This window comes from Prescottella agglutinans (assembly GCF_004011865.1).
Classification (GTDB): domain Bacteria; phylum Actinomycetota; class Actinomycetes; order Mycobacteriales; family Mycobacteriaceae; genus Prescottella; species Prescottella agglutinans.
The window spans coordinates 507,590-519,565 of the sequence record NZ_RKLP01000002.1 but is presented as its reverse complement, the minus strand read 5'-3'; the positions used below and the strand labels follow the sequence as shown (position 1 = coordinate 519,565).

The window sequence follows — 11,976 nt, the reverse complement described above, 5'->3', positions numbered from 1 at the left end:
AAGGCCCCCCTTGCGCGCGCTGCTGTTGACTGCCCTGACGGTACTGACCTTGCAGACCGCCGTTCCTGCGGCGGAGGCGGCCCCGGTCGAGGAAGGTTGGACGCTGCCGCAGCTGACGGTGGTCGACGGCACGATCAAGGACGTCGAGGGGCGGACGGTGCTGCTGCGCGGCGCCAACGCCAACGGGCTCAACGACTACGCGTCCAACGGGACCGGGCTGCCGACGGTCGCGCCGCTGGACCGGACGGACTTCGAAGGCATGGCGGCGCTCGGCTTCAACGTCGTGCGGCTGAACGTCGCGTGGTCGGCGCTCGAGCCGACCCCGGGTGCCTTCGACGCCGCGTACGTCGGCCGGGTCCGCCAGGCCGTTCAGGACGCGAAGGACAACGGCATCTACACCGTCCTCGACATGCACCAGGACGCGTGGGGCCCGTACGTGGGAACGCCGGAGGGGCAGGACTGCCCGCCGCTCCTGCAGCGCGGCATCGGGTGGGACGGGGCTCCCGAGTGGGCGACGCTCACCGGCGGGTGGACGACGTGCAACATCGGCGGTCAGCGGGAGGCGTCGCCGGCGGTCGCCCGGGCGTTCCAGGCGTTCTACGACGACGAACAGGGCGTGCAGGGCCACCTGGTGCAGACCTGGGCGCGACTGGCCGCAGAGTTCAAGGACGAGCCCGCGGTGGTGGGCTACGACCTGCTCAACGAACCGAACCCCGGTCTGCGCGACCCGTTCACCGCGGCAGACCAGATCGGGCGCTTTTACCAGCGTGCGATCGCGGCCATCCGGCAGGCCGAGACGGGCGGTTTCCAGCACCTGGTGATCTTCGAGCCCAGCGCGCTCTGGTCGGCTTTCGGATTCGATGCGTTGCCGCCGCGGCACTATCTCGCCGATCCGCTCGTCGTGTTCTCGCCGCACCTCTACAGCCAGTCGATCAACGTCAGCAACGAATTCCCCTCGATCGAAGACGGCTTCCGGATCGCCTCGCAGGCGGCGGACTGGTACGGCGCACCGCTGTGGACCGGCGAGTGGGGCTGGTTCGGTGAGCCGGAAGACCAGGCCGGCGACGTCGGCCGGTTCGTCGATGCGATGAACACCCATCGGATCGGGGGCGCGTGGTGGTCGTGGACCCAGGCGTGCGGTGACCCGCACGCGGTGAAGGACGGCAACACCGGCAAGCCGCAGGGCAACCTCAATCGCATGGACTGTCCGTCGGGTGAAGAGCAGGGACTCGTCGCCGGATTCGCGGAGGAACTCGCCCGCGCCTACCCGCGGGCGGTGCCGGGCCTCACCGAGGTGACGGCGCAGGGCTTCGCTGGCACCGGGACCGGGCGGGTGGAGGCGTGGTACCCGGGTGCCGAGCAGCCGCGCCCGGAGACCACGAACCTCACCGACGTGGAGTGGACCCGCATCGACGGCGGTTGGCGTCTGACGGCCCACGCGGACGGGGCGTACTCGGTCACGCTCGCCTGAGCGATCGCTTACGTCCTGAGCGATCGCTCAGGACGTAAGGCACGCACTTCGTTCAATCGTTCGCCTTGACCATCCGCTCGGCCAGCGCGGCGAAGGCCGTGCCGACGGCCTCGGGGGTGTGCAGTTCCCGGGACGGATACCACCGCACCGTGTCGATGCACAGCGACAGCACGGCCAGCGTCGTGGCGTCGATGTCGGCGACCGCGAACTCGCCGTCGCGCGTGCCCTCGGAGACGATGTCGCGCATCGTGGCGACGATGTCGCGGCGCAGTTGCACGACCTGGGCGTGGTTCTCCTCGTCCAGTGCGGCCAGTTCGTACTGCACCACCCGCCCCGCCGTGTGATTCTCGGCGTGCCAGTGCGCGAAGGCGTAAACGGTCGCACGCAGGCGTTTCGTGGGTGATCCCGAGACCTCGGCACCGGAGCGGATCGCGCTGAGCGCCGCGACGTGTCCGGTGAGGCTCAGCCGCGCCAGCACGTCCTGCTTGGACCGGAAGTGGATGTACATCGCGGCCGGGCTCATGCCGGCCCCCGCGGCGATCTCGCGGGTGCTCGTGCCGTGGTACCCCTTCGCGGCGAATGCGTCGCGCGCCGCGTCGAGCAGGCGCTGCTCGGCTTCGCCGGTCGGGCGTTCCGTTTCCGTCGCCCCTGCTCGGGCCCCTGTTCGCGATGACATGTGTTCCGACCCTCCGCGGCATCCGTCGACCCGCTGTCGACGGGCTCGCGTTGACATTCTCACACCGTACCCGCACACTAAGCGAACGCTTAGCCGAACGAGGTTGAGTCGGAAAGGGTGTTGAAGTGAAGAGAGCAATTTTCACCGAGGATCACGAGCAGTTCCGTGCGTCCGTCCGCGATTTCCTGGCCCGCGACGTGGTTCCGAACGTCGAGTCCTACGCCGAGAACCGGTTGATCCCGCGAGAGGTGTGGCACGAGGCCGGCAAGCAGGGGATTCTCGGACTCGAGATCCCCGAGGTGTACGGCGGCGGCGAGGCGGGGGACTACCGGTTCAACGCCGTCGCCACCGAGGAGCTGTCCGCCGTCAACGCGGCACTGGGCTCCGCGTTCGGCATCCACTTCGACATCGTGACGCCGTACGTCGTCGACCTCGCCTCCGAGAACCAGAAGCAGCAGTGGCTGCCCCGGATGGCCGCGGGCGAGGCTGTCGCCGCCATCGGCATGACCGAACCGTCCGGCGGTTCGGACCTGGCGAACCTCAAGTCCTCCGCCGTGCGGGACGGCTCCGACTGGATCCTCAACGGCGCCAAGACCTTCATCACGAACGGGTACACCGCCGACGTCGTCGTCGTCGCCGCCCGCACCGACCCGACGAAGCGCTCGAAGGGCATCAGCCTCTTCCTCGTCGATGCCTCGCTCCCCGGCTTCGAGCGTGGACGCAAGCTCGACAAGGTCGGACAGCCGGAGGCCGACACCGCCGAGCTGTTCTTCGACGACGTGCGACTGCCCGCCGACGCGCTGCTCGGCGAGCCCGGCATGGGATTCGTGGCGATGATGGAGCGTCTCCCGCAGGAGCGGATCGGCGCGGCGGTCGCGAACATCGCGCACGCCAAGCAGATCCTGCTCGAGACGATCGAGTACGTCAAGGAGCGGAAGGCGTTCGGCAGCTCGATCGGGTCGTTCCAGCACAACAAGTTCCTGCTCGCCGAGCTGGTCACGAAGATCGAGGTGGCGGAGGCCTACATCGACGCGGCCGTCGCCGAGCACTCGAACTCCGGCCTGAGCGCGGTGGACGCGGCCAAGGCGAAGTGGTGGTCGGCGCAGGTGCAGAACGAGGTGCTCGACCACTGCGTGCAGCTGCACGGCGGGTACGGGTACATGCGTGAATACCGCGTCGCCCGCGCCTGGATGGATGCCCGCGTCACGAAGATCTGGGCCGGTTCCAACGAAATCATGAAGGAAATCATCGGGCGCGACCTCGCGCTGTGACCCGACCCGGCGTCAGCCGGTGGAAAGGAACGCACATCATGACCGAAGCGGTCATCGTTGCAACCGCGCGCTCGCCCATCGGGCGGGCCGGAAAGGGATCGTTGGCGGGCGTTCGTCCGGACGATCTTGCCGCACAGATGGTTCGGGCCGCCCTGGACAAGGTTCCCGCGCTCGATCCGAACACGGTCGACGACCTCTACCTCGGTGCGTGGGAGCACACGGGCGAGCAGAGCGAGAACATCGCGCGGCGGGTCGCGGTGCAGTTGGGGATGGACGCCGTCCCGGCGGTCACGGTGAACCGGGCCTGCGCGTCGAGCGTGCAGACCACGCGCATGGCGTTCAACGCCATCAAGGCCGGCGACGGCGACGTGTTCGTCTCGGCCGGTGTCGAGTGCGTTTCGCGGTACCCCCAGCAGAACGGGGTCGGCGCAGGTGACGTGGACCTCCAGAACCCGATCTTCGCGCAGGCCCAGGAGCGGACGGCGCGCCTGGCCCAGACGAACGAGACCTGGACCGATCCCCGTGGCGCTGGCGCCTTGCCGGACGTCTACATCACGATGGGGCAGACGGCCGAGAACGTCGCCACCTTCCGTGGCATCAGCCGCCAGGAGCAGGACGAATTCGCCGCTCGCTCACAGCAGTTGGCGGAGAAGGCCATCGCCGACGGCTTCTTCGACCGTGAGATCACTCCGGTCACGCTCGCCGACGGCACGGTCGTGCGCACCGACGACGGCCCGCGCGCCGGGACGACGGTCGAGAAGCTGTCCGGACTCCGGACGGTGTTCCGCGACAACGGCACCGTCACCGCCGGCAACGCCTGCCCGCTCAACGACGGTGCCGCGGCGCTCGTCGTGATGAGCGACCGCAAGGCCGCCGAACTCGGGCTGACCCCGCTCGCCCGGGTGGTGTCCACCGCCGTGAGTGGCCTGTCGCCCGAGATCATGGGCCTCGGTCCGGTCGAGGCGTCGCGTCGAGCCCTCGCGAAGGCGGGCCTGTCGATCTCCGACATCGATCTGGCCGAGATCAACGAAGCGTTTGCGGCGCAGGTGATCCCGTCGTACCGCGACCTCGGTATCGACATCGACAAGCTCAACGTCAACGGCGGCGGCATCGCCCTGGGGCATCCGTTCGGTGCGACCGGCGCCCGCATCACCACCACTCTGCTGCACTCCCTCCAGGAGCGTGATCTCCAGTTCGGCCTGGAAACCATGTGCATCGGTGGTGGACAGGGCATGGCAATCATCTTCGAAAGGCTCAGCTGATGACCGAAACCGCTGCTACCCAGACGCAGAACGCGTCGAACGTGTCGTTCGACTTCGCCGGGCAGACCGTCATCGTGACCGGCGGCGGCCGGGGGATCGGCCTCGAGTTGGGTCGGTTCTTCCACGAGGCCGGCGCGACGGTGTACCTGGTGGACTTCGACGCCGACGCCTTGGTGGAGGCGGTCGCCGACGTCGGATGCCGTTCCGCGGTGGCCGATGTGAGTGACAGCGCCTCTGTGCAGGCCGTCGTCGATCAGGCGATCGCCGAGACCGGCCGCATCGACGTCCTGGTCAACAACGCCGGCATCCTCCGGGACCGGGTGCTGTGGAAGCTCACCGACGACGACTACGAGCAGGTCATGGCCGTCCACGCCGGTGGAACCTTCCGTTTCACCCGTGCGTGCGTGCCGCACTTCCGTGAGCGCGGGTACGGCCGCGTCGTGAACGTCACCTCCTACACCGGTCTGCGCGGCAACCCCGGCCAGGCGAACTACTCGATGGCCAAGGCCGGCATCATCGGTTTCACCAAGACCGCCGCGAAGGAACTGGCGCGCTTCGGCGTCACGGTCAACGCGATCTCGCCCAACGCCGAGACCCGCATGATCGCGTCGATCCCCGAGGACAAGAAGGCCGACCTGATCGCGCAGGTGCCGATGGGTCGGTTCGCCGATCCGCGCGAGATGGCCGCGGCCGTCGCGTTCCTCGCGTCCGCCAACGCCGGATACATCACCGGCACGGTCCTGCCCGTCGACGGCGGCATCTCGATATGACGGCCCGCTTCGCGGACCGGGTCGCGGTCGTCACCGGGGCGAGTCGGGGGATCGGCCTCGCCGTCGCTCAGCGCCTGGTCGACGAGGGCGCCCGCGTCGTGATCACTGCGCGCAAGCAGGATGCGCTGGACCAGGCCGTCGCTCGGCTCGGCGGTCCGTCGAAGGCGATCGCCGTGGCCGGGCACGCCGACGACGAGGCGCATCAGCTCGAGACCTTCGAGCGAGCCGCCGCCGCGTTCGGGCGCGTGGATGTGCTGGTCAACAACACCGGCATCAACCCCGTGGTCGGCCCGGTGCTCGACGCCGATCTCGACGCGGCCCGAAAGACCTTGGGGGTCAACGTCCTCGGGGTGATCGGCTGGACCCGCCAGTTCCGGGAGCAGGCGGGCAGCGGACCCGGTGCGGTGGTCAACATCGCGTCGGTGGCGGGTCTGCGCCCGGCTGCGGACATCGGTGTGTACGGGGTGAGCAAGTCCGCGGTGATCGGGCTGACCGCGCAGTTGGCGAAGGAGAACAGCCCCGCCCTCCGGATCAACGCGGTCGCGCCCGCCGTGGTGCGGACGCGGTTCGCCGGACCGCTGTTCGAGGGCCGGGAGGAGCGGGTGACCGCCGACTACCCGCTCGGGCGTCTCGGGGAGCCCGAGGACGTCGCCGCGGCGGTGGCCTTCCTCGCGTCGGACGATGCTGCATGGATCACCGGGCAGACGCTCGTGGTCGACGGCGGCCTCACCCTGGCGGGAGGCGTGTGATGACTGTCTTCGCGTCGGTCGACGAGTTGCGGTCCGCGGTCGGAACCGACCTGGGGACCAGTGACTGGATCACCGTCACCCAGGATCGGATCGACACGTTCGCCGAGTGCACCGAGGACCGGCAGTGGATCCACGTCGATCCGGTGCGCGCGGCCGACGGCCCGTTCGGCGGGCCGATCGCCCACGGGTACCTCACGCTGTCGTTGTTGTCCCGGTTCCTCGAGGACCTCGTCCAGGTCGAGAAGGTGTCCGCGGCCGTGAACTACGGGCTCGACCGGGTGCGGTTCCCGGCCCCGGTGGCGGCCGGCGGGCGGGTGCGCGGACACGGTCGGGTCGTGTCCGTCGACGAGATTCCCGCCGGCGTGCAGGCCGCGTTCGAGATCTCGGTCGAATGCGAGGGCGTGGGCAAGCCCGTCTGTGTGGCGGTGAGCCTCGCTCGTTTCCTGGCGGAGTAGGGGCGCGGCGGCGAGGCGGCTTCACGTTCGGGTGTCCACCGGCGCGTGAAACCGCCTCGCCGCTCTTCCTGCGGAGCACAATGTGCGTACAGCAGCGGAACTCGAGGGAGGTGCCCGCGTGCCGACACGCACCGTCGACGGCCGTCGTGTGGCCGTGAGCAGACTCGACAAGGTGCTCTATCCGGCCACCGGGACCACCAAGGGCGAGGTGATCGACTACTACACCGCGATCGCGCCCGCGATGCTCCCGCACGTCGTCGACCGCCCGGTCACCCGCAAACGCTGGCCCAACGGCGTGGACGAGCCGTCGTTCTTCGAGAAGAACCTCGCCGCGTCGGCGCCGCAGTGGCTCACCCGGCACGCCGTCCACCACAAGGACCGCACCGTGAGTTACCCGATCGTCGACTCCACGGCGGCGCTCGTGTGGATCGGTCAGCAGGCGGCGCTGGAAGTGCATGTCCCGCAATGGCGATTCGTCGACGGTGAGCCGGGACCCGCGACCCGCCTGGTGTTCGATCTCGATCCGGGCGAGGGGGCCGGGCTGCCTGAGTGTGCGCGCGTGGCGTTCGCGGTGCGGGATCTCGTCGCGACGCTGGGATGGACGGCATACCCGGTCACGAGCGGCAGCAAGGGTATCCACGTCTACGTGCCCCTGGACCGGACCCTGGCTCCGGGTGGGGCGTCGACCGTTGCCAAGAAGGTTGCAACGAGCCTCGAGCAGTTGCATCCCGACCTGGTGACCGCCGCGATGTCGAAGTCGGTGCGCGGCGGCCGGGTCTTCCTCGACTGGAGTCAGAACAACGCCGCCAAGACCACGATCGCGCCGTACTCCATGCGCGGGCGCGCCCATCCCACCGTCGCGGCGCCGCGGCGCTGGGACGAACTCGAGGATCCGGACCTGCGGCACCTGCGCTTCGACGAGGTCCTCGAACGCTACCGGCGGGACGGCGACCTGCTGGCCGACCTCGACGAGCCGTGGGACGCCCTGTCGGCGTACCGCCGCAAGCGGGATCCCGAACGCACCCCCGAGCCGATTCCGCAGACGGAAGCCGAAGGCGGTGAGGGTAATTCGTTCGTCATCCAGGAGCATCACGCCCGGCGCCTGCACTACGACTTCCGGCTCGAACGCGACGGCGTCATGGTTTCGTGGGCGGTGCCGCGCGGCCTCCCGACGTCACCGAAGGAGAACCGCCTGGCCGTGCACACCGAGGATCATCCCCTCGAGTACGCCGGCTTCTCGGGATCCATCCCCGCGGGGGAGTACGGCGGCGGCACCGTCAGCATCTGGGACGCCGGTACGTACGAGCCGGTCAAGTGGCTCGACGACGAGGTGATCGTCCGGTTGTTCGGGGAGCGGGTGCAGGGCCGGTTCGCGCTCATTCGCACCGAGGGCGACCAGTGGCTGATGCACCTGATGCGGGAGGACGGCAACGGCCGCGACTTCCCGCGGGGGCTGCGTCCGATGCTCGCGTCCGCGGGCAGCCTCGACGGTCTCGACCCCGACGAGTGGGCGTTCGAGGGGAAGTGGGACGGAATTCGTCTGATCGTCGAGTTCGACGGTGAGGCCGTCACCTTGCGCGGTCGCGCCGGCAACGACGTGACCGACAGGTATCCGGCTCTGCAGTCGCTGGCCCGCGCCCTCGACGGGCACCGGGTGGTGTTGGACGGGGAAGTGGTCAGCCTCGACAGCGCCGGGCGGACGAGTTTCACCGCGCTGCAGGCCGGCGCAGAACCCAGATTCTGGGCGTTCGACATCCTGTATCTCGACGGGGTCTCACTGCAGCGGAAGCGGTACGACGACCGCCGGCGGGTCCTCGAGGCGCTCGCCGCCGCGGTGGACGGACTCGTCGTCCCACCGCAGCTGACCGGCTCGGTGCCGGAGGTCGTCGAGCAGAGCCGTGAACTCGAGGGCGTCGTGGCGAAGCGCCGCGATTCGATCTATCTGGCGGGCAAGCGCGGATCGGCGTGGATCAAGATCAAGAACTGGCTCACGCAGGAGGCGGTGATCGGTGGATGGCGTCGCGGGCGCGGAGGACGCGGTGGGCGCCTCGGCTCGCTGCTGCTGGGGATTCCCGGTGACGGCGGACTGCGCTACATCGGACGCGTCGGCACCGGGTTCAGCGAGTCGGAACTCGAACGTCTCACCGCGACACTGGCTCCGCTCGAACGCAAGACCAGTCCCTTTGCCGACGCGGTTCCCGACGTCGACCGCGACACCGTGTGGGTGACTCCGAAGATCGTGGGGGAGGTGCGGTTCCGGGACCGTACCGGAGCCGGACGGCTGCGCCACCCGAGTTGGCGCGGCGTGCGCGACGACAAGACGCCCGAGGATGTGCGCGACGAGTCGACGCACTAAGCGGCGCCCTCCACGGGCGCAATCGGCCGGTCCAGGGCGACCTCGACCGGGGACCAGGCGCCTGCAAGTTCGAGTTGCTCCACGGCTCGGGTGTAGGCGGACACGAGATCGCGGCCCGTGGCGGTGGCGAGCAGCTCGGGAGCGGTCGCCGAGCGCTGGTAGACGCCGATGCTCCATCGCTCGAGCTCGCTGCGGACCGGGGACAAGCCGCTGCCGGTGTTCGCCGCGACGAGGAATCGTCCGAGCTCGAAGTCGGTGCGAATCACGTATCCGTCACCGGTGCGAACCACGTACGCCGGCAGGTGCGTCGATGCGACGAAGGCGCCCAGGGTGTCGGTGTAGAGGTCGGTGAAGTACTCGTGATTGCGCGACATGGTTCTCAACTCTCGTCTGGCCTCGCCGGAGCGTGGCTTCGTTTCGTGCACCTCGCCTCGGTGGCGATGTCGTCGGTTTCCTTTCGCTCCTAATGCATCTTGTCTCATCGGTTCGTGCCAATAAATCTATATCACTCGGCATAGATGTGCCGGTTTCGGTAGTGGTGCGCGTCCGGGGCGTGGTGTCACCGGGCGTCGCGAATAGGATTGGCGGACATTGCTCCTGTATCGGCGGCGAAGGAGGTGGGGCGATGGATCCGGTGGGCGGCCCGCAGTGGTACGACCGGGGCGGTCGCCCGATCCGCCCGGAGGAGGGGGAGCGACTCCTGGCGACACCCGGCTACGACAAGGTTCGGTGCACCACGGTGCTGGACATGGCGGATCTCGATTGGATCCGTGACGTGTCCACGGTGTGGATCGGGGTGGATCTGACCCCCGTGGCCGATGTGCCGATGATCTTCGAGACCGTCGTGTTCGACCGGGACCACACGCCGTTGGCGGTCCGGGCATACGCCACCGAGGCCGAGGCCGCCGCCGAGCATGATGCCTTCGTGGCGGCGGCACGGGCCGAGGCGGTCGACCCGGTGGTCCTGGAGTCCGTGGGATCTGCTTGACATCCACGGTGCCGGTCCGAGCAGACTGGAGGCGCGCCCGTGATCGGAGGGCCGAGGGAGAGGACGCGCGATGTCCCACGACGAGATCGTCATCAAATCGGTGCCGGGGGTCAGGGTGGCCGAATTGACCGGAACCGCAGGAGGTTTCGATCCGGAACGCATAGGCCCGGTCGTGAAGCCGCTGTTCGGCGCCCTGATGGACGGATTGGCCGACGCCGGTATCGAGGGCGTCGGGCCCGCGGTCGCCTACTACGAGCGGACCCCGGTCGGTGAGGACGTCGTCGTGCACGCCGGGATCCCGGTCAGCCCGGAGGTGCGCTCCGGCCGCGGCTTCGCGGTCCTCGACCTGCCCGAGATCCCCCGGGCCGCAACGCTCGTGTACCGCGGCGCGATGGAGCACGTGCTCCCGGCGTGGCGTTCCCTCGAGCAGTGGATCGACGAGAACGGCTACCGCGCCGACGGCCCCGCCCGCGAGCGGTATCTCGTCTACACGGAGAACCCCGACGACTGGGTGACCGAGTTGCAGGTTCCGGTCACGGCGTCCTGAGATACGCCCGGATTCCGTTCAGTGGGCCTACGGCCGGTCGGGGTGTGTCGTGCCCGGAGGTGAGAGGGGTTGCACCGTAGTCGAACTGGCGTTGCAGACTATGCATCAGTATGGGATGCCCGGTCTGCCGGCCGATGGAGTGCCCTCGGCAGGATTCGAACCTGCGACACCGGCTTTAGGAGAGCCGTGCTCTATCCCCTGAGCTACGAGGGCGGGGGCGGGGCGAACTCGGTTCGCACTGTTCCGCAGTTGGGAGTGTAGCCGCCGAAGGACCGCTGCGATGAATCGGTCGCAGAGTCGTGGTTACGCGAGGGGTGGGTTGAACGCGCACGGTGCCGCCTGCCCGGCGAGCGCGGGGTCGAGGGCCTGGCGGACGTAGAAGGCGGCGCGCGGCGAGTACGGCATCGAGGCGTGGTCGGAGAGGTCGGCCTCGCAGCCGTCCTGCAGCGTGACGTTGTGGACCGTCGCGCCGGGACCGGCCGCGAGGAACGTCGACGGGTACGGCGTGGTGACCTCGTCGTACCGGGTGGCGATCACGGTGTACGAGACGCCCGGTTCGGTGTCGCCGCCCGCATTCAGGGCCAGCACGAACGGCGAGTCGACGGCCTGTTGGATGCCGGCGACGCCGACCGGGAGTTGGGCCACCCCGAGGATGTCCACACCGAGGTTCTGGATCTGCCGGCCGAGCAGCGCGATGCCGTCGAGGGTGGTGCCGTGGTTGGTGGCGCCGAGCGTGACGAGCGTGTGCACCCTGTTGCGCGCCGGATCGGCCGGATCGGCGCCACCGGCGAAGCGGAGGTACTGGCGGGCCATCAGCCCGCCCTGGGAGTGGCCCACCAGGTCGACCTGCTGCGCACCGGTCGTCGCGCGGACCGCGTCGACGTACACCGCCAGTTCACGCGCGGACGCGGCGATGTCGCCGGACGCGTACGCGCCGGGAACGTACTGTCCCCACCCGGACGGTTCCGCACCGTAGTTCAGGGCGAACACGCAGTACCCGGCCTGCCGCAGCGCGGGCGACATCTCGGCCCAGTTGTCGTACGCGTTCTCCCACGTCCCGTGCACCAGCACGATCGGGCGCGGGTGCGTGGCCGTCGGCCGGCACGACCAGTCGTTGCTGCCCGGCGGTGCGAGGTCGGGTGCTGCGAGCGACTGTGCGAAGGCCGGCGGGAACCCGGACTGCGGTGACCCCACCCCGACCGTGTTCTCCTGCGGCGGCGAACCCGGGGCCGCCGCTGCCGGGCTGTGCGCCGGCCCGGCGGCGAACAACACGAACGCCGCACCGAGAGCGGACACGACCCGTGCCCACATCGACACTCTGCTCACGTCCGTGACCTTAGAAGCCGACACGCGCGCCGGCCCCGGACGTGATCGACCTGCTCCCACTCCGATCCGCCCAGGTCACAAAAATAAAGATCAGGTAACGCTAGC

12 protein-coding genes and 1 tRNA gene are annotated in these 11,976 nt (G+C 69.2%); 9 read left to right on the top strand and 4 right to left on the bottom strand.

The features are described 5' to 3' along the window. The first annotated feature begins 10 nt into the window (after positions 1-10). The gene (locus EGT67_RS06450) at positions 11-1,471 is read left to right on the top strand and encodes a glycoside hydrolase family 5 protein (RefSeq protein ID WP_127915220.1); all 1,461 of its coding nucleotides are present in this window, start codon (positions 11-13) and stop codon (positions 1,469-1,471) included. Between the two features lie 52 nt (positions 1,472-1,523). Here the strand turns inward: EGT67_RS06450 and EGT67_RS06445 are convergent, their stop codons facing one another. After that, positions 1,524-2,147, bottom strand: a complete 624-nt coding sequence (locus tag EGT67_RS06445) for a TetR/AcrR family transcriptional regulator (protein WP_127915219.1) — start codon at positions 2,145-2,147, stop codon at positions 1,524-1,526. A gap of 125 nt (positions 2,148-2,272) precedes the next feature. Between EGT67_RS06445 and EGT67_RS06440 the strand changes: the two genes are divergently transcribed. The 6 genes from EGT67_RS06440 to EGT67_RS06415 all read left to right on the top strand — a co-directional run bounded on the left by EGT67_RS06440 (position 2,273) and on the right by EGT67_RS06415 (position 9,010). Next, positions 2,273-3,418 (top strand): acyl-CoA dehydrogenase family protein, encoded by a 1,146-nt coding sequence (locus EGT67_RS06440; RefSeq protein WP_127915218.1) that lies wholly within the window; start codon positions 2,273-2,275, stop codon positions 3,416-3,418. A 38-nt stretch (positions 3,419-3,456) separates the two neighbouring features. Beyond that, entirely contained in the window at positions 3,457-4,680 is a 1,224-nt protein-coding gene (locus EGT67_RS06435) for an acetyl-CoA C-acetyltransferase (protein ID WP_127915217.1), read from the top strand. Continuing rightward, the gene (locus EGT67_RS06430; protein WP_127915216.1) at positions 4,680-5,450 is read left to right on the top strand and encodes an SDR family NAD(P)-dependent oxidoreductase; all 771 of its coding nucleotides are present in this window, start codon (positions 4,680-4,682) and stop codon (positions 5,448-5,450) included. The genes EGT67_RS06435 and EGT67_RS06430 overlap by 1 nt, the downstream gene beginning before the upstream one ends. Then, positions 5,447-6,199 carry an SDR family oxidoreductase gene (locus EGT67_RS06425; protein ID WP_127915215.1) on the top strand — a complete coding sequence of 251 codons (753 nt, stop codon included), beginning with the start codon at positions 5,447-5,449 and terminating at the stop codon, positions 6,197-6,199. Before EGT67_RS06430 ends, EGT67_RS06425 begins: the two co-directional genes overlap by 4 nt. Then, a complete protein-coding gene (locus EGT67_RS06420) occupies positions 6,199-6,654 on the top strand; it encodes a MaoC family dehydratase (protein WP_127915214.1) in 456 nt (151 codons plus the stop codon). Before EGT67_RS06425 ends, EGT67_RS06420 begins: the two co-directional genes overlap by 1 nt. A gap of 118 nt (positions 6,655-6,772) precedes the next feature. After that, the gene (locus tag EGT67_RS06415; RefSeq protein WP_127915213.1) at positions 6,773-9,010 is read left to right on the top strand and encodes an ATP-dependent DNA ligase; all 2,238 of its coding nucleotides are present in this window, start codon (positions 6,773-6,775) and stop codon (positions 9,008-9,010) included. On the opposite strand, the gene EGT67_RS06410 is transcribed toward EGT67_RS06415, so the two are convergent. Next, on the bottom strand, positions 9,007-9,384 hold the full coding sequence (locus tag EGT67_RS06410) for a hypothetical protein (RefSeq protein ID WP_127915212.1): 378 nt from the start codon (positions 9,382-9,384) through the stop codon (positions 9,007-9,009). The genes EGT67_RS06415 and EGT67_RS06410 overlap by 4 nt on opposite strands. Before the next feature lie 251 nt (positions 9,385-9,635). Here EGT67_RS06410 and EGT67_RS06405 point away from each other — a divergent pair, with 251 nt between their 5' ends. Beyond that, positions 9,636-9,998: a hypothetical protein gene (locus tag EGT67_RS06405; RefSeq protein ID WP_127915211.1), complete on the top strand. Its 363-nt coding sequence runs from the start codon at positions 9,636-9,638 to the stop codon at positions 9,996-9,998. Between the two features lie 70 nt (positions 9,999-10,068). Further along, positions 10,069-10,545: a GyrI-like domain-containing protein gene (locus EGT67_RS06400; protein ID WP_127915210.1), complete on the top strand. Its 477-nt coding sequence runs from the start codon at positions 10,069-10,071 to the stop codon at positions 10,543-10,545. A gap of 140 nt (positions 10,546-10,685) precedes the next feature. On the opposite strand, the gene EGT67_RS06395 is transcribed toward EGT67_RS06400, so the two are convergent. Together EGT67_RS06395 and EGT67_RS06390 are read right to left on the bottom strand one after the other, a co-directional pair. Further along, positions 10,686-10,758: transfer RNA gene (locus EGT67_RS06395), tRNA-Arg, on the bottom strand. A gap of 90 nt (positions 10,759-10,848) precedes the next feature. Continuing rightward, complete coding sequence (locus EGT67_RS06390; RefSeq protein ID WP_241565912.1) at positions 10,849-11,871, bottom strand: esterase/lipase family protein; 1,023 nt, start codon at positions 11,869-11,871, stop codon at positions 10,849-10,851. Between the last annotated feature and the right edge of the window lie 105 nt (positions 11,872-11,976).